Annotated in this window: 16 protein-coding genes; 5 read left to right on the forward strand and 11 right to left on the reverse strand. The window is 44.6% G+C overall.

Going from position 1 to position 16523, the window contains the following annotated elements:
* Positions 1 to 102 precede the first annotated feature (102 nt).
* The gene (locus DDT91_RS01510; RefSeq protein ID WP_255501990.1) at positions 103 to 1302 is read left to right on the forward strand and encodes a voltage-gated chloride channel family protein; all 1200 of its coding nucleotides are present in this window, start codon (positions 103 to 105) and stop codon (positions 1300 to 1302) included.
* Positions 1303 to 1311: 9 nt separating this feature from the next.
* Complete coding sequence (locus DDT91_RS01515) at positions 1312 to 1755, forward strand: GNAT family N-acetyltransferase (RefSeq protein WP_187174355.1); 444 nt, start codon at positions 1312 to 1314, stop codon at positions 1753 to 1755.
* A gap of 7 nt (positions 1756 to 1762) precedes the next feature.
* Here DDT91_RS01515 and DDT91_RS01520 read toward each other — a convergent pair whose 3' ends face one another.
* The 4 genes from DDT91_RS01520 to DDT91_RS01535 are packed head-to-tail and all read right to left on the reverse strand — an operon-like array spanning position 1763 to position 6877.
* A complete protein-coding gene (locus tag DDT91_RS01520) occupies positions 1763 to 2572 on the reverse strand; it encodes an ion transporter (protein ID WP_187174356.1) in 810 nt (269 codons plus the stop codon).
* A 22-nt stretch (positions 2573 to 2594) separates the two neighbouring features.
* Positions 2595 to 5066, reverse strand: coding sequence for a bifunctional UDP-N-acetylmuramoyl-tripeptide:D-alanyl-D-alanine ligase/alanine racemase (locus DDT91_RS01525; RefSeq protein WP_187174357.1), 2472 nt, complete (start codon positions 5064 to 5066; stop codon positions 2595 to 2597).
* The gene (locus tag DDT91_RS01530; protein ID WP_187174358.1) at positions 5067 to 6128 is read right to left on the reverse strand and encodes a lysylphosphatidylglycerol synthase transmembrane domain-containing protein; all 1062 of its coding nucleotides are present in this window, start codon (positions 6126 to 6128) and stop codon (positions 5067 to 5069) included. It lies immediately after the preceding gene.
* Between the two features lie 2 nt (positions 6129 to 6130).
* Positions 6131 to 6877 carry a segregation/condensation protein A gene (locus tag DDT91_RS01535; RefSeq protein ID WP_187174359.1) on the reverse strand — a complete coding sequence of 249 codons (747 nt, stop codon included), beginning with the start codon at positions 6875 to 6877 and terminating at the stop codon, positions 6131 to 6133.
* A 180-nt stretch (positions 6878 to 7057) separates the two neighbouring features.
* Here DDT91_RS01535 and dxs point away from each other — a divergent pair, with 180 nt between their 5' ends.
* Both dxs and DDT91_RS01545 read left to right on the forward strand, forming a co-directional pair.
* On the forward strand, positions 7058 to 8971 hold the full coding sequence (gene dxs, locus DDT91_RS01540; protein WP_187174360.1) for a 1-deoxy-D-xylulose-5-phosphate synthase: 1914 nt from the start codon (positions 7058 to 7060) through the stop codon (positions 8969 to 8971).
* A gap of 14 nt (positions 8972 to 8985) precedes the next feature.
* Positions 8986 to 9753: an alpha/beta fold hydrolase gene (locus tag DDT91_RS01545; RefSeq protein ID WP_187174361.1), complete on the forward strand. Its 768-nt coding sequence runs from the start codon at positions 8986 to 8988 to the stop codon at positions 9751 to 9753.
* Here DDT91_RS01545 and DDT91_RS01550 read toward each other — a convergent pair.
* The 6 genes from DDT91_RS01550 to DDT91_RS01575 form a co-directional block, all read right to left on the reverse strand.
* Positions 9736 to 10017 (reverse strand): DUF2442 domain-containing protein, encoded by a 282-nt coding sequence (locus tag DDT91_RS01550; RefSeq protein ID WP_187174362.1) that lies wholly within the window; start codon positions 10015 to 10017, stop codon positions 9736 to 9738. The genes DDT91_RS01545 and DDT91_RS01550 overlap by 18 nt on opposite strands.
* Positions 10014 to 10319: a DUF4160 domain-containing protein gene (locus tag DDT91_RS01555; protein ID WP_187174363.1), complete on the reverse strand. Its 306-nt coding sequence runs from the start codon at positions 10317 to 10319 to the stop codon at positions 10014 to 10016. Before DDT91_RS01555 ends, DDT91_RS01550 begins: the two co-directional genes overlap by 4 nt.
* Before the next feature lie 40 nt (positions 10320 to 10359).
* Positions 10360 to 10845 carry a GAF domain-containing protein gene (locus tag DDT91_RS01560; protein WP_187174364.1) on the reverse strand — a complete coding sequence of 162 codons (486 nt, stop codon included), beginning with the start codon at positions 10843 to 10845 and terminating at the stop codon, positions 10360 to 10362.
* Entirely contained in the window at positions 10838 to 11857 is a 1020-nt protein-coding gene (gene ribD / locus DDT91_RS01565; protein WP_187174365.1) for a bifunctional diaminohydroxyphosphoribosylaminopyrimidine deaminase/5-amino-6-(5-phosphoribosylamino)uracil reductase RibD, read from the reverse strand. The genes DDT91_RS01560 and ribD overlap by 8 nt, the downstream gene beginning before the upstream one ends.
* A complete protein-coding gene (locus tag DDT91_RS01570) occupies positions 11854 to 12648 on the reverse strand; it encodes a DUF4382 domain-containing protein (RefSeq protein ID WP_187174366.1) in 795 nt (264 codons plus the stop codon). Before DDT91_RS01570 ends, ribD begins: the two co-directional genes overlap by 4 nt.
* A gap of 118 nt (positions 12649 to 12766) precedes the next feature.
* A complete protein-coding gene (locus DDT91_RS01575) occupies positions 12767 to 13573 on the reverse strand; it encodes a DUF4382 domain-containing protein (RefSeq protein ID WP_187174367.1) in 807 nt (268 codons plus the stop codon).
* Positions 13574 to 13683: 110 nt separating this feature from the next.
* On the opposite strand from DDT91_RS01575, the gene dgt reads away from it, so the two are divergent.
* Positions 13684 to 15027 (forward strand): dGTP triphosphohydrolase, encoded by a 1344-nt coding sequence (gene dgt, locus DDT91_RS01580; protein WP_187174464.1) that lies wholly within the window; start codon positions 13684 to 13686, stop codon positions 15025 to 15027.
* A 74-nt stretch (positions 15028 to 15101) separates the two neighbouring features.
* On the opposite strand, the gene hflX is transcribed toward dgt, so the two are convergent.
* Positions 15102 to 16370 carry a GTPase HflX gene (gene hflX / locus DDT91_RS01585; RefSeq protein WP_187174368.1) on the reverse strand — a complete coding sequence of 423 codons (1269 nt, stop codon included), beginning with the start codon at positions 16368 to 16370 and terminating at the stop codon, positions 15102 to 15104.
* Positions 16371 to 16523: the final 153 nt, after the last annotated feature.

Genomic DNA, 16523 nt, shown 5'->3' on the forward strand with positions numbered 1-16523 from the left:
CCGACCGATCAATCAGGTTATGTTAATATTCAGATTTTTATTTCAATTTATTGGACACCCTCCGTTCTTTGTGCCATCTTAAGACTCTTCAATCAGCATCCCTTGGTAAGATACCTTTTGAATTGGCTAGGATTAGGCACTTTAGTGGGCATTTTGTCCGGTTCGGCCTCCGCATTGTTTTTAGCTTTGCTTTCTATAGTTACCGATTTTCGGGATGCACACCTATGGCTATTGGCACTTTTGCCGGTAGCCGGTTTTGGTATCGGCTATGTATATCACCATTATGGGGCCAATTCAGTCAAAGGGAACAATCTTCTTCTTGAGGAATTGTACCAAAGCCAGAATCCCATTCCGCTGCGAATGACTCCCTTGGTACTTTTAGGTACCATTTTTACCCACCTTTTTGGAGGATCTGCAGGACGAGAAGGTACTGCTGTGCAAATGGGGGGATCGCTTGCCGACCAATTGACCAAATGGTTTTCACTGGATGCTGAAAGTAGGAGGATTATCTTGATCTGCGGGGTAGCGGGAGGTTTCGCTTCTGTTTTTGGAACTCCATTGGCGGGGGCTGTTTTTTCTTTGGAGTGGATGCTCAATCGAAGGTTTCAGGCTCAATCGCTCTTTCCTGCATTTTGGACAGCTTTTGTGGCCCATTGGGTATGTGAATGGGGATGGGGTATCGGGCATACATCCTATGCCATACCTGAAGTTGCTTCGCATACCCTGACCAACCTGCTTTGGATCATTCCAGCCGGTATGGCCTTTGGTTTGGCAGCGAGGCTATTTGCTGAAACAGGTCATTTGTTGGGAAATGCATTTAAAAAAAATATTGCCTATCCTCCGCTCCGTCCAGTGGTGGGTGGAGTTATGGTAGCCATTTTTGTGTATTTCACTGGTGCATATACGTACATTGGGCTGGGAGTCCCGAGAATCATGGAGGCATTTGAGACCCCTTTGCCTTGGTATGATTTTCTGGCTAAAACAGGATTGACAGGATTGACGTTGGGTTCGGGGTTTAAAGGAGGAGAAGTGACCCCACTTTTCTTTACTGGAGCTACACTGGGCAATGCACTTTCCTCATGGATTCCTCTGCCTTTGGCCTTGCTGGCAGGATGTGGTTTTGTGGGAGTTTTTTCGGGAGCTACCAATACCCCCTTGGCCTGCACGGTGATGGGCATGGAGCTTTTTGGTTATGAGCCCGGAATTTTTCTGGGATTGTCATGTTTGGTTGCCTATATTTTCAGCGGAAGAGGAAGTATTTATACTGCCCAACTGGTGGGATGGAAAAGATTTTTACCCTAAGAGCCCGATATGGATCATCAAGAATTTGACATTAAGCCTTACCGGTATGCTCATCGAAACCAACTTATCAAAGTGTGGGAGGATTCTGTTTTGGCCACCCATTATTTTTTAAAAAGGGAAGATTTTGAGAAAATCAAATCAGTGGTAGAGCATATCGATTTCAATCTCTTGCAGGTGTATTGCCTCCAAAAGAACAATCAGGTTTTTGGGTTTTTGGGTGTTTCTGACCAAAAGCTGGAGATGTTGTTTTTGGATCCATTGCTTATCGGCAAAGGTCTTGGCCGTTTGATGGCAGATTTTGCAATTCAAAATTTAGATTGCCGACAAGTGGATGTCAATGAACAAAATGAATCGGCAAGAAAGTTTTATGAGAAAATCGGTTTTAAAGTATTTGGTCGATCTGAAAAAGACGGTTTGGGCATGCCTTATCCCCTAGTCCATATGGAACTTTAAAAAGGCCTTACCCTATCTCATTACCACATTTTCTGCAAAATTTATCTCCTTCTTCCACCCGCTCAAATCCACAGAAGGTACATGATTTCAGCTGCTCAAAGTGTTCAGGTTTTCTCCTGCGTGCCATTTCCGAACTCACAATCCCTGTGGGTACAGCGATGATCGCATAACCAAGAAGCATGATGAGAGAGGCCATCAGCTGGCCCCAAGGTGTGATGGGCGTGATGTCTCCAAACCCGACGGTCGTCAGGGTCACTATTGCCCAATACATGCTTACCGGAATACTTGTAAATCCACTTTCCGGTCCTTCAATCACAAACATCAGGGTGCCCATCACCAGCACTATAGTGAGCACAGTAAATAAGAAAATCTGAATTTTAGCCGCACTTGCTTTGATGGATTCTCTGAGAAAGTCTGCCTCGGCCAAATATCTCCCAAGCTTAAGGATTCGAACCACTCGCAACAATCTCAGCGCTCGGATCACGGATAATAGTTGGGTATTTGCAACGAAAAAACTCAGGTAAACAGGTAATATGGCCAATAAATCAATGATTCCGTAGAAGCTGGTTACGTATTTCAGGGTTCGGCTGGTAAGCCATACCCGTAGGATGTACTCCACAGTAAAAAGGAAAGTGAACCCAAGCTCCATCAAGTAAAAAATTCTACCATATTCAAGATGCAGGTCCTGTACCGAATCCAGGATAGCTACCATGACGGAGCTGAAAATCAATAGTAGAAGTACTATGTCAAAAGTTTTGGAAGCTGGGTCGTTTGACTCAAATACGACATGGGCTAGGTATTTTTTGCTCAACTTCATGACGGAAGTTAAGAAAAAGGGACTAGTCTAAATAATATATCCGCTTGACTCTGGTGCTGATATTGGTGAGAAGTTCGTATGGAATGGTGCCGATTCGGTCTGCCAGTTCTTTGAGTGAAATCTGCTCACCGTAGATAATGGCTTCATCTCCCGCATTGACTTCATCAATTTCGCTTACATCCACCATCACCATGTCCATGCACACATTCCCGATCACAGGTGCTTTTTTTCCTTGTATCAGCACATATCCCTTACCTTGGGAAAATCTGCGATCGTAGCCATCTGCATATCCAATTGCCAGAGTGGCAATTTTGCCTCCATTCGGTAAGATCCCCTTTCTGGAATATCCTATGGTAGCGCCGGCGGGCAATTCCTTGACTTGGGAAATGGTAGTTTTCAAGGTGCTCACTGGCTTGAGCTCCGCGTCGTATTTTCCTGTCACCTCCACCCCATAGAGTCCGATACCCAAGCGGACCATGTCCATTTGATAATCGGGAAACCGCACGATTCCTGCGGAGTTTAGGGCATGGATCAAAGGATTGTAATCCAGGATAGATTCAATCTCTGATTTCATGGACATGAATTGATCCAGCTGTTGGATAGAAAAATCATGATGAATCTCCTCATCAGCTCCCACCAAATGCGTGTAAAGGCTTGCGATGTTCAATTCCGGAAATTCATGGATAAGCTTTTTAAGCTCTGACAAATGTTTTTCCTCAAAGCCCAAACGGTGCATTCCCGTGTCTAAATCGAGGTGGACCGAGAGGTGGATGCCTTGATGTCGAGCATAGAGTCCAAGTTTTTTGAAAAATTCCGGACTAAAGACTACTGGCTCGAGATCGTATTCCCTAAGTAGATCAAAGGACTCCTCAACGGGGTTTAGTACCATGATGGGAAGGCGGATTCCCTGCTTCCTCAGAGCCACGCCCTCATCTGAAAACGCCACCGCCAGGTAATCCGCCCCCATAGTTTGAAGGTGATTCGCGATTTCGGCCGCACCTCCTCCATAGGCAAAAGCCTTGACCATGACCATGACTTTGGTGCCGGCTTTGATTTGCCTTTTGTAAAAGTTGAAGTTATGGGTGAGCGCATTCAGATTGATTTCCAAGGTGGTGCCGTGGATTCGTTGCTGAAGGCGATTCACAATTCTCTCAAAGGCAAATGAGCGTGCTCCAGTGATCAGGATCAAGTCGTTTTGAAAGCGTTCAGGGTCAAGGTTTTGGAGCAATACATCTGTGGAGGGATAGGTTTTGGCCTTCCCTGGAAAAAAGGTTTCCAACCGTTTAATCTCGGTACCCACGCCGATGATTTGGTCAATACCATAGGAATGGATCAATTCACCCACTTCAGAGTATACTTTTTCCGGAAGTCCCTGCTGCAGTAAGTCTGAAATAATCAGGATTTTGGACTGCTTGGGCCGCTGTTGACTGAGAAATTCAAGAGCGACTTTTAGTCCTGCGAGGTCATTGTTATAGGTGTCGTCAATGATCAGCGAATCGTTAATGCCTGGTTTCAAAGTCAGGCGCATGTCCACAGGCTTCAGGTGGTTGAGGCCTTCTTGGATGGCAGGAATGTCTTCTCCAAGAGTCAGGGCTGCCACGACCACGTGAGTGACATTTTCCAAAGAAGCCTGATCAGTAAAGGGCACCAGAAAAGTCATTGTCTTCAGATCGTTTTTCATCAGGATAATCCGGGTTTTTCCTTCCAGATTTTTCCAGGAAACACTGAAATCTGCACCCGATTTTTTGGACCAGGAGATGAGTTTCTCCGCAGGTGTTGTGTTTTCTATTTCTTGGCAAAGAAGTTCTTGATCTTTACAGTAGATGAGCAGTTTGACGTTCTCGAAAAGCTTGAGTTTTTCATGAATTTTTTCCCGGATTCCAGAAAAACCCTCTTCATGAGCTGATCCTATGTTGCTGAAAATTCCCAAATCGGGTTGTATGATCTTGACGAGAGTATCCATATCACCTGCCTTGGAAACACCAGCTTCCAAAATGGCAACTTGGTGGTAGGCTTGAATACCAAAAACAGACAAAGGAACTCCGACTTGGGAATTGTAGCTTTTAGGACTTTTGGCTACCGCAAATCGCTGACTCAGCACTTGACCGAGCCATTCTTTGATGATGGTTTTGCCATTGCTTCCGGTGATTGCAACTACAGGTTTTGTAAATAGATTTCGCTGATAGGCCGCGATTTGCTGAAGTGCCCTTCGTGAGTCTTCCACTTCAATGAATGATCCCTGACTCAGCCATTGTTCAGGAAGAGTAGAGTTTTTTTGAATTAAAAAAGTCCGGACACCCTCCTCCAGGAGTTGGGGAATAAAGTCTGCTCCGTCGGCTTTGGAACCTTTGAGGGCTACAAAAAGGGTTTGCTCTGCATGGAGAATTTGCCGTGAATCGATGCTGATTTGGGTAATCCAGTGGTCATGGCGTGTGCCAAGGATAATTCCTCCCGTGATTTCTGCAAGTTGGCTTATGGAAAGTGGCGCAAGCATTTATTCTTCCTCTGTTTTCTTTTTGAAAAATACCTGACGAATCCATCTTGGCAGGAAAATAGCACCTAATATTAAGTACGGATAGTACGATAGCAGTCTCCAGACGATGCTGGTGACAAACGTGTATTTTCCCAAAAACTCAGCAAAAAACTGTCCATAGAAAAACTCTGCCGTACCGCTGCTGCCCGGAGTAGGAGAGATCATCATCACGATCCACATGATCACTTGTCTCGCAAAAACGATCACATGATCAAGTAAATCCAGGGGTACAAATGCGGAGATGAGCGCATTAAGCATCAGGTAGCGGGAAGACCAAACAAAAATCGTAGCTCCTATAATGGGAAGCCAATAGTTGAATGTTTTCCCGGAAAGCTGTTTGGACGCCTCGATGATCTGATTGCCATATTCCTGCGCATCATGCTTCCACTTGCGCAGGAATTTGATTGAAAAGATTTTGATCAATAGCCATTTAAAAACTCGCGGTCTATAAAACAAGGCTGCTGCCATTACCAAGCTATACGACGCATAAAGAGCATAGCTCAGCCAAAAAATAGCTTGTAGGCTGTCGCCAAGCTGGGATTCCAACAACTTGCTTTCCGGGAAAATATTTCCTTGCGCAAAGTAGAGAATAATCGGAGCCCCTATGACAAAAAACAAGTTGTCCAAGATCGCTGTCACCATTACATAGGCAATGGCTTTTCCCATTTTAATTCCCTCCTTGTTGAGGATAAACATCGCCACCGCTGTTCCTCCTACCACCGAAGGAGTAACCGCTGAGGCAAATTCCCAAAGGATGATGACATAGATTGATCGGGTCCAGGTAAGTTGGCGGTCAGTGATTTCCCGAATACGGTATACATAGCCAAAGTCCCTAAAGAAAATCACCAGAATGGCTAAAAAAATGAACAAGGGAGAGGCGTCAATCACCACCTTGAGGTTTTCGGAGGTCAGGTTGGGATCCATGTAAAACATGGCAAACACGATTGCCAATCCGATGATGACCGGTACCCAGACCTTGTTAGGGTTAAGGGTTTGGAAAATCTTCTTGTTGTCCAACTTCATACTCAGGCAGCGACTGGCTCTGTTTTTTCCACCCAGAAATTATTGTATCCCTCTCCGATGACGATAGTCACTTGAGAAAGCTGGAGAAGTTCGAGAATGGCCAAGAAGGTATAGATCACAAAGATTTTGTCAGGTTTGTAGGCAATGAATTCCGTGAAAGGCACTTGTTTTTTGAAACTGATTTTTTCAAGGACAAAATCCTTTTGTTGCTCGATGGTGTAAGGATACTGAATTACCGTGTGTTTGGTTTCCTCAGATCTTGCTGCCATCCGGGACATGCATTTTTGAAATACTTTCAAGAGCTTGTACAGATCCACGTGCTGCATTTCGGCTTCTACATCCTCAAGTTTGCTTAGTTCGTATAGCTCCTTAGCTAGATTACCCCGTTTTTCTTTTGACATCCGTTCCTGCTCCATCTGAGCAAGTTCTTCCACCACAGACTTATACTTTTTGTATTCCAGGAGGTTTCGTACCAGCTCTTCTCTTGGGTCGACTTCTTCCCCATGCTCGTTTAGTTCGGGCCGGGGAAGTAGCATCCGGGATTTGATCTTCATCAGCGTTGCCGCAAACAGGATAAACTCGCTGGCAACCTCGATTTCCATCTTTTCCAGATGATGGATGTAGTCTAGGAAGTCATTGGTAATCTTGGAGATGGGAATATCATAGATATCCAGTTCGTCCCGCTCTATGAAAAAGAGCATCAGGTCGAAAGGTCCTTCGAACAAGGGTAATTTGATCTCGAAACTCACCGGATATTTAAATTATTGGGTTAATTTTGCCTCCTCGTAGCCAAAGATATTCAATTAAGATAAATTAATTGGAGATGAGGTAAATAATGGAAAGCATGTTTTGTCCTTGGCATTTTACTTGAACAACAAACAAACTTTCCAACTTAAGGTTATCCATCTTTGACACCAACCCAACATAAAATGCAGATCACACCTGGTCCACTACTCGCCCAAATACAGACTCCGGAGGATTTAAAAAAGTTTCCTAAAGACAAATTGGTTCAAATCTGTGAAGAGCTGCGCCATTTTATCGTGGACAATGTATCGGTGTATGGAGGCCATTTCGGCGCTAGTCTTGGAGTGGTAGAACTTACTGTTGCACTTCACTATGTGCTCAACACTCCCGAAGACCAACTGGTTTGGGATGTGGGGCATCAGGCCTATGGACATAAGATCCTGACTGGCAGAAGAGATCAGTTTCATACCAACCGTGTTTACGGGGGCTTGTCAGGTTTTCCAAAGAGAAAAGAAAGTGAATACGATACCTTTGGTGTAGGTCACTCGAGCACTTCTATTTCAGCAGCTTTGGGTATGGCCATGGCTTCCAAATACAAAGGGTCAACTATTCAGCACGTCGCTGTGATAGGTGACGGATCGATGACCGGTGGGATGGCTTTTGAAGCGATGAACCATGCCGGTGTCAGTGGCACCAATCTGCTGATTATCCTCAACGACAATTGCATGTCCATCGACCCCAATGTAGGGGCATTGAAAGACTACTTAACCGACATCACCACCTCGCATACCTACAATAAGGTCAAGGACGAGGTTTGGAATATTTTGGGTAAGCTGAGCAAGTTTGGCAGCAGCGCTCAGGAAATTATTTCCAAAGTCGAAGGTGCCATCAAGTCAGCAGTACTCAAGCAAAGTAACCTTTTTGAATCCCTCAATCTTAGGTATTTCGGTCCGGTAGATGGTCATGATGTAGATCATTTGGTGGAGATCCTTAAGGACTTAAGAGATATTCCCGGTCCCAAAATTCTTCACTGTGTCACCGTGAAAGGCAAAGGTTATGGCCCTGCCGAAAGTGGCAACAAAACTACTTGGCATGCACCGGGTACTTTTGACAAAGTGACCGGAGAGATCTTTAAAAAAGTACCTGCCACGCCTCAGGCTCCGAAATATCAGGATGTATTCGGACATACCTTAGTGGAATTGGCAGAGAAGGATTCCCGAATCATGGGGGTTACTCCAGCGATGCCTTCTGGCTCATCTATGAATATTATGATGAAGGCCATGCCTGACCGGGCATTTGATGTCGGGATTGCAGAGCAGCATGCAGTCACTTTCTCTGCAGGTATGGCAACTCAGGGTTTGGTTCCTTTCTGTAATATTTACTCTTCTTTTATGCAGCGGGCTTATGATCAGGTGATTCATGATGTCTGTTTGCAAAATTTGCCTGTGGTATTTTGCCTAGACCGTGCCGGGTTTGCAGGCGCAGATGGGCCTACTCACCATGGAGCCTATGATATTGCTTACTTCCGATGCGTACCAAACTTGGTTGTGGCCGCACCGATGAATGAGGAAGAACTCCGAAATATGATGTATACCGGCTCTATTTATGGAGGACCTTTTTCCATCCGTTATCCTAGAGGAAATGGAGTTATGCCAGAGTGGAGAACTCCACTTAGGGAAATTCCGGTGGGTCAGGGTCGGATCATCCGTGAAGGTGAAGACTTGGCGATTCTGACCATAGGACACATGGGCAACTATGCCGTGGAAGCCTGTGAAACTCTTGTGAAAGAAGGGTTGAATCCTGCGCATTATGACATGCGATTTGTTAAACCTCTGGATGAGGAATTGCTTCATGAGGTGTTCTCCAAGTTTAAGAAGGTGGTTACTGTTGAGGACGGGTGCTTGATGGGTGGTTTTGGCTCAGCAGTACTCGAATGGATGGTCGATCATGGCTATCAGGCACAAGTAAAGCGCCTTGGTATTCCTGATGCCATCATCGAGCATGGAGAGCAGATTGAGCTTCATAGAGAGTGTGGATTTGATCCGGAAGGAATCGCCGCCACAGTGAGAAGCATGGCCGAACACATCTTCGTATCTTAACATCACTCCAGCCAATGATTCATTTTTTTGAAAAAGGCTCTGGACAGCCTTTGGTGTTGATTCATGGGTTCTGTGAAAGCGGACAAATGTGGAATTACTTCGCTGAGGAGCTTTCTGCTAATTTCCGTGTGATTTGCCCGGACTTACCCGGTCTTGGAGATTCTCCGATTGATGGAGATCAGATTTCCTTAGAAGAAGTAGCCGTGCAATTGGAAGAATGGATGGACGAAATACAACTCTCTAATCCGATTGTCATTGGTCACTCCTTAGGCGGTTATGTGACTTTGGCCTTGTTGGAACTGATGGGAAATCGAATCAAAGCGGTGGGTTTGTTTCACTCCACAGCTTTTCCCGATGATGAAGAAAAGAAGGAAATGCGAAATCGCACGATTCAATTTTTGAAGAAAAATGGGGTTGAAAAGTTTGTGACCTCCTTTGTCCCTCCACTTTTTCCGGAAAACCGAAAAGAAGAATTAGCCGCTGAAATCCAGGCTGCCATCGAAGATGCCAAACGTTCCAGTTTGGACGGCCTGATCGCTTATGCAGGTGGCATGCGGGATCGAAAAGATCGGGTAGAAATCCTGAGAAATTTCAAGGGACCAAAACTTCTGATCGCTGGGACAGAAGACGGTGCGGTGAAAATTGAAGCTAGCCGGACACAACAAGAAGTCTTTTCTCATTACATCGAACTCCAAGGCGTAGGCCACATGGGTATGGTCGAGGAAAGGGAAAAGACTTTAGAGGTGGTCAGGAAATTTTGTTTTTCAGCTAATTTTTCCTGAATACAAATCAGCCAAAGGGAAAATTAAATCATGATCGTTCCAAATCACATTCCCATCTTTTACCTCAAAGGTTAAAAAAAGGCTTTGATCGAGGTATTTCCTAATCTCTGGATGTGAGGAACCTGATAGAAAATCTCTAAAATCTATTCGATTTGATATTCCATCGTTAAATGTTATCTCCAATACGTAATCAGCAATATGTTTCGCTTGAATTACTTCTAGGATTGGGTAGTCTGCTACAGGTGATTCGATGTTGAATTTCATTTCAATTTGGAGTTTATTTTTTCGAACTCAACTTTCTTGTGATACACAAAATAGTCTACCCATTTTTCAACGATTTTCATTCCAAACTTATCCAAAAATTCCTGAAAATGTTTTAAATCATTGTCTCTCAAGGGTTTTTTACCAAATACCGAACTGATAGTTATTTGCTCTATTTTTCCTTCAATGATAAAAAACTCAGCTTTTGATTCAAATTCACCTTTTTTCGCATGGACATGAATTGGCTCGTGTTCGTTGGAATAGAAGAAAAAAATAATCCCTAAGTATTCAAAAATTTTCGGCATAGATAAGTGTTAAACACCTGAAATTAAGTGTTTTACCAGATCAAGCCAAGGTTTCCCCCAATATCCCCATCAGCTCCTCCAGGTACCTTTGATCCGTCTTGTCAAAGTCAGCTAGTTTATCGCTGTCTACATCGAGCACCATGGCGACTTCCTCTCCTTTGAACACAGGCACCACAATCTCTGATTTGGAAGCTGAGTTGCAAGCGATATGCCCCGGAAAAGCATCGACATCAGGCACCAGTTGAGTTTTTGCTTCTTTCCAGGCTGTACCGCAAACGCCTTTTCCGAAATTGATCCGGGTACAGGCGATCGGTCCCTGAAAGGGTCCGAGGACCAATTGCTCATTTTTAACCAAATAAAAGCCTACCCAAAAAAAACCAAATGCTTCCCTGAGTGCTGCAGCCACATTGGCTAGGTTGGCGTAAAGATCAACCTCTCCAGAGATCAGGGCTTCGATTTGTGGAAGGAGAGCCTCGTAAGTTTCTTCTTTTGAGGCATTCTGCGGGAGAAATAAAGTTTCAGCCATGGTAATAGATATCAAGTCGATCTGTGCCGATAGTAAGTGTTTCTGATGGGTTTTGGTTCAGTATGGGAGCAGAAATTCCCCGATCAAATCGGGTGGAAGCGGTGAATACCCTTGCCTCATCCCAGAGTCCCGATTCGATAAATTGACTGAGAACCTGACTTCCGCCTTCCACGATCAGACTTTGGGATTTTCTGGAATAAAGTTCCTTTAAGACAGTTTCAGGGGTGATTTTAGGCAAGCAAATCCACTCCAGATTTTCTTTTGTTTTTGCCGTGACAGTATTGAAAATAAGCGTTGGGACCGACTGATCAAAAAGATTCAGGTCACCGGAAAGCTCCAGTTTGGAATCAAGTACAACACGAATTGGATTTTTCCCTACCCAATCCCGTACATCCAGCCGTGGATTGTCGTAGGCAGCGGTATTTTTTCCGACCAAAATGGCATCTTCCTCAGCACGCCACTTGTGGACAAGTTGCCGGCTTTGGGAATTACTGATCCATTTGGAGTCGAAATTTTCCCGTGCCACATATCCATCTTGAGTTTGGGCCCATTTTAGAATCACATAGGGTCTTTGCTTTTCGATTTGAGTGAAAAAGCGACGGTTTTGCCAGCGTGCTTCTCGTTCCAAAATACCGATTTCTACGTCGATCCCTGCGTTTTTCAGGATTTCGATTCCTCTTCCTCCGACCAAGGGATTAGAATCTGAAGCTGCGATGACTACTTTTTTGACCTTTTTTTCCACCAGAAGATTGGCACAGGGAGGAGTTTTTCCCCAATGTGCACAAGGTTCCAGGGTGACATATACTGTGGACTCCGAAAGCAAATCTTGATTTTCTACGGAATTCACCGCGTTTACCTCAGCATGAGGACCTCCATATTCCCGATGCCAGCCTTCACCGATGATTTTGTGATCATGTACGATCACACAGCCAACCATGGGATTGGGGCTGACATGGCCTCGGCCCCATTCGGCAAGTTCAAGTGCACGCCGGATGTAAGGTATATGACTCATCGTCTGGGAAGGGTAATCCTATCTAGGGTAGTTCGCTGTCCGCTTTTAACTTCCACATTAAAAATGGTGTCAGCTTTGTATCTATTGTCTTTAGGGTCAATATACAAGGTGTAAATGCCCTGCTCCAGTCTGAACAAAAAACTCCCGCTGGTATTGGTATGCGTACTGATAGAATCTTTACCAGAAATTGCATACAGGGCAGGCTTGAGATCAGTAGGAGCTATAGTTCCGGAGATATCACCTCTGCCTATTCCTGCATAGGTCTGGATGGTTGGATTATATGAAAAGGACAGCGGGTTTTGAGAAACCATTTTGATTGACTTTTCTAAATCGAAGTCCAAGATGATGTCATAAGAAATGCCGGGTTCCAGGTCAACATTTAAGTTATTGTAAAAGTCCGTATTTCCTGAAGGCAAAGAAAGATCGTATCGTTTATCTCCTTGGTACAAGGCGTGTGAGCTCCCCAATTTAAAAGTGACTCCTGTGATTTGTCCAATTAGGAATTCACGTCTGGAAACTGGGAGCGCATTCCCGTTGACCAGTTTGGAAAGGTCAATGGACTTGTCGGCAGGCTCGTAGGGCATCCAAATTTTTTGGATTTCTCCCTGCCTTCCACTCTGTACAAAATCTATTTCTACCCCTTGGATATCCACTACCACTGAGTCCCAATTAGCTGGTGCGTCTACCAAAAAGACATTGACCAATGCTTTTGGGCTAGTATCGGGACCTTCACATGCTGTAGCGAAGAGGATAGAAAGAAGGATAAAAAAAAGAGGTGTCGAGTGCTTCACGGGGTAAATTTAGGCCAATTCCTCTCATTCTTCACACCTGATAATCGGATAAGACCAATAAAAATGCCCCCAAAAAGTCCAATAACTCTTTGAGGGCAATTCATTAATCTTTTTCTAATCAGAGTTGTACCAAGGTTATGGTTGGCAAAGTAGTGATTTTATCTTCCTCTACGACCACATTCGTGATCGTTTGAGAGTCGTAGTTTTCATTGGGAATGATCGAAACAGTATAGGTTCCGGGATTCAATCCTAGAATTGAGAATTTGCCTTCCGCGTTGGTAAAGGTGTTTGCTTCTACTCCGTTACCAGTAATGGATATTTGGATAGGTTGGGCTTCTACCGGATTGACTTGACCTTGTATTCCCTGGCTTTGTTCCAAATAGGCTCTAAGGACCGGTTTTAAAATTACATTTCCCGAATTCCCTGCGACAACGATAGACTTGGCCACATCAAAATCAATGACTAGGTCATAAGTATTACCTCCCTCAATCTCCTGATTAACTTTTATTTTCAATCCACTTTGTTGGGCACTTGGGGTTTTGAGTTCGGTCCTAACCTGTCCCTTCATCAAGTAATTGTTTTCACCAAGAACCAAACGTATTTGATCAATTTTTCCTTCAGGTAATTCCTCAGAACCAAGCAAAATGGAATTTCCTCCTGTCAGGTTAAGCAAGTTGACCATTTTGGGGCCATCGTATTTGATTTCTTTCCATGTAGACTCTTCTTCATTCATGTCGCTTCCGTCATAGTCTGCCTTGATCCGTAGGGAGATGACTTCTACCCAAACCTCATCAAAATCTGCAGGAGCATCGACTAATCGAAAATTTACACGAGCTTCATTCGAATTGGGTCCATCATTCATTTCACATCCAAATGCCAAAAAGAGCATCAGGAAAAAGCTGGAAAGCATTGCAAGTTGTTTCATATTGATTGTGGATTGTTGGTTGGGTGTAAGGAAGCCCAAGCTTTATGCCAAAGCTGAATCTTTTTTTCAATTTCCGTATTTGTCTCCGTAGGTTATTAATTTTGGGCATGATGAAATGGGAACGATTGCTATCCTCGGGAAGATTTGGCGAGGGGATCAGATCTTTGCAAGCCGATGCTGTCCGAAGTGAGTTTGAGATCGACTACGATCGTATTATCTTTTCGGCCCCATTTCGTAATCTTCAGGATAAGACGCAGGTTTTTCCCCTCCCCGAACAGGCTTTTGTTCATACCCGGCTGACGCATAGCCTGGAGGTTTCCAGCGTGGGCAGGTCACTGGGCAAATCCGCCGGAGAGTTTCTCTTGGAAAAATACCCGAACCTACATGCTCTTGGGATCACTTCTTCGGCGATTGGATCCATTGTAGCCGCCGCTGCACTTACACATGATATCGGAAATCCCCCTTTTGGGCACGCAGGAGAGGAAGCCATCTCAGATTTTTTCAGGCTCCATCCTATGGGAAAGGTCTGGGAAAAGCATGTCCGGGTAGATCAATGGTCTGATTTGATTAATTTTGAAGGTAATGCGCAGGGCTTCCGCATGTTAGTTTCCAAGCAGTCGGGTCTGAAACTTACCTATGCAACTCTGGCGGCTTTCACCAAGTATCCAAGACCCAGCTTGATCGTTCAGCGTGACATTGCCAGAAAGAGCCAAAAGAAATATGGGTTCTTCATCAATCAGCTCATTGACTTTGAGCAAATGGCTGATGCATTGGGAATGGAAAAGATTAGTTCTGACTCTTGGGCTCGACATCCTTTGGCTTTCCTGGTGGAGGCGGCGGATGACATCTGTTACAGCATTATCGATCTGGAAGATGGTTGTACCCTTGGCTTGGTCACGTTTGAAGAAACGCTCAAACTTCTCAAGCCCATCCTGGGAGATAAGTTTGATAAAGAAAAGCTGAAAGACCGGACTCAAGCTCAAAACTTAGGAGCATTGAGAGCCTTGACGATCGGGCAATTGATCCGGGAAACTGTGGAGGTCTTCGCCCATTATGAGGAAAATATGCGCAAGGGAAATTTCGACAAAGCCCTCACTGATATCATCCCTTCGGCCAAAGCCTTGGCAGAAATTTCCAAAGTGTCGGTTCAAAAGATTTATCGGTCAAAAGTTGTCTTGGAAAAAGAAGCGGCGGGATTTCAAGTTTTGGAAGGTCTGCTCTCTGTGTTTTCTCAGGCTTTGTACCATCAGTTTTATGCACCTGAATATTTCTCCGGACAGGACAAAAGTATTTTGAGACTTCTTCCCGAAGATTTCCCACTCAAAGGCTGGGGGGCCGCTGTCAATCCCTATCCGCTACTTAGGGCTTTGGTGGATTTTATCTCCGGCATGACCGATAAATACGCCCTGAATCTGTATCGTAGGGTAAAGGGGATATCGTTTCCGGGGGTTTAGGAAAAAACGATTTCATTAATTCTAAATCATTCTTAAATCCCCCAACTTTTGGGGGCTAGTCCAAAAAGACCACCTTACTCACTCTCCTCCCATTTCCCGCTCCAGTCCACCACTTCATCTTCTAGGTAGTGGGGATAGATTTTTCGGTGTTGCTTTTTGACCTCAGCTACCAGGGCCTCGCGGAATCCTTCCACATTTTCTCCCAATCCTGCAGCCATAAACACTGGCTTGATCCCGTTTTTCTTTTCATAAGCTTCAGAAAGTGCCTTGAAGTCAACATAGCGTGTTTCCTGTAGCTCATGCTCGCTGATATGTTGGGACTCTTCCTCAGAAGGCATCTGTTGTACTTGATCGATTTTGTTAAAAACCAATAGGATGGGCTTGTCTCCTGCCTTAATCTCTCTTAAGGTCTGGGTTACTACTGCAATATGGTCCTCGAAAGCATGGTGAGAAATGTCCACCACATGCACGAGCAAATCTGCCTCCCTTATCTCATCCAAGGTGGATTTGAAGGACTCGATCAGGTGAGTGGGGAGCTTTCGGATAAACCCGACCGTGTCTGAAAGCAGGAAAGGAATATTTTCCAAGACTACCTTTCTCACAGTAGAATCTACTGTTGCAAATAGTTTATTTTCCGCAAGGATATCTGTCTTGGTGATGAGGTTCATCAGGGTGGACTTACCCACGTTGGTGTAGCCGACAAGGGCCACACGCACGATGCCTTTTCTGCCTTTTCGTTGCGTAATCCCCTGCTTTTCGATCTCGCGGAGTTTTTCTTTGAGTAGGGTGATTTTGTTTCTAATATCTCGCTTATCGGTTTCGATTTCCTTCTCACCAGCGCCTCCTCGGGTACCTGTACCGCCTCGCTGACGCTCCAAGTGGGTCCACATATTGGTCAGTCTGGGAAGCAGGTATTGGAATCTTGCCAGTTCGACTTGGGTTTTTGCCTGGGCGGTCTGAGCTCTTTGGAGGAAAATATCCAAAATCAGAAGGGAACGGTCGTAGATTTTGACCTTAAGCTCATTTTCGAGATTTCTCATTTGGGAAGGAGTCAGGTCATCATCGAAAATGACCATGTCCACTTTGAAGTGCTCTACATAGGCTTGGATTTCTTCCAGTTTTCCTTTTCCCACAAAAGTCCGGATATCCGGTTTTTCCATCCTTTGTGTAAATCGGTAAACCGTCTTTACTCCCAAGGTCTCAGCCAAAAATGCCAATTCCTCGAGGTGTTCCTCCACTTCCTGATCACTTTGTTGTTGTCTGATGAGTGTGACAAGCACCGCTGTTTCTATTTTGGGAGCGGTCTCGTGCAGTTTTTGGAGTTTTCTTGAAATTTTACTCATAAATATGTGATGTCTCTTTGAAAGGAGAATACCGCGAGAATGGTTCATTCGGACAATTCCGAATCTACAAACTCGAGTTGGGAGTATTTGATTTTCAGTTCGCTTGCTCCAAATTTGGGCATAATTCCTCAGAATAGATTAGGATACTCGAGA

The sequence above is a fragment of the Algoriphagus sp. AK58 genome (assembly GCF_014324365.1).
Classification (GTDB): Bacteria; Bacteroidota; Bacteroidia; order Cytophagales; family Cyclobacteriaceae; genus Algoriphagus.

Excerpts from the sequence above, each read along its gene's own strand:
- DDT91_RS01530 (WP_187174358.1), bottom strand. The coding sequence starts at position 6,128 with ATGAAGTTGGACAACAAGAAGATTTTCCAAACCCTTAACCCTAACAAG.
- dxs (WP_187174360.1), top strand. The coding sequence starts at position 7,058 with ATGCAGATCACACCTGGTCCACTACTCGCCCAAATACAGACTCCGGAG.
- DDT91_RS01575 (WP_187174367.1), bottom strand. The coding sequence starts at position 13,573 with ATGAAACAACTTGCAATGCTTTCCAGCTTTTTCCTGATGCTCTTTTTG.
- DDT91_RS01525 (WP_187174357.1), bottom strand. The coding sequence starts at position 5,066 with ATGCTTGCGCCACTTTCCATAAGCCAACTTGCAGAAATCACGGGAGGA.
- DDT91_RS01520 (WP_187174356.1), bottom strand. The coding sequence starts at position 2,572 with ATGAAGTTGAGCAAAAAATACCTAGCCCATGTCGTATTTGAGTCAAAC.
- DDT91_RS01550 (WP_187174362.1), bottom strand. The coding sequence starts at position 10,017 with ATGAAATTCAACATCGAATCACCTGTAGCAGACTACCCAATCCTAGAA.
- dgt (WP_187174464.1), top strand. The coding sequence starts at position 13,684 with ATGAAATGGGAACGATTGCTATCCTCGGGAAGATTTGGCGAGGGGATC.
- DDT91_RS01545 (WP_187174361.1), top strand. The coding sequence starts at position 8,986 with ATGATTCATTTTTTTGAAAAAGGCTCTGGACAGCCTTTGGTGTTGATT.
- DDT91_RS01515 (WP_187174355.1), top strand. The coding sequence starts at position 1,312 with ATGGATCATCAAGAATTTGACATTAAGCCTTACCGGTATGCTCATCGA.
- hflX (WP_187174368.1), bottom strand. The coding sequence starts at position 16,370 with ATGAGTAAAATTTCAAGAAAACTCCAAAAACTGCACGAGACCGCTCCC.
- ribD (WP_187174365.1), bottom strand. The coding sequence starts at position 11,857 with ATGAGTCATATACCTTACATCCGGCGTGCACTTGAACTTGCCGAATGG.
- DDT91_RS01560 (WP_187174364.1), bottom strand. The coding sequence starts at position 10,845 with ATGGCTGAAACTTTATTTCTCCCGCAGAATGCCTCAAAAGAAGAAACT.
- DDT91_RS01555 (WP_187174363.1), bottom strand. The coding sequence starts at position 10,319 with ATGCCGAAAATTTTTGAATACTTAGGGATTATTTTTTTCTTCTATTCC.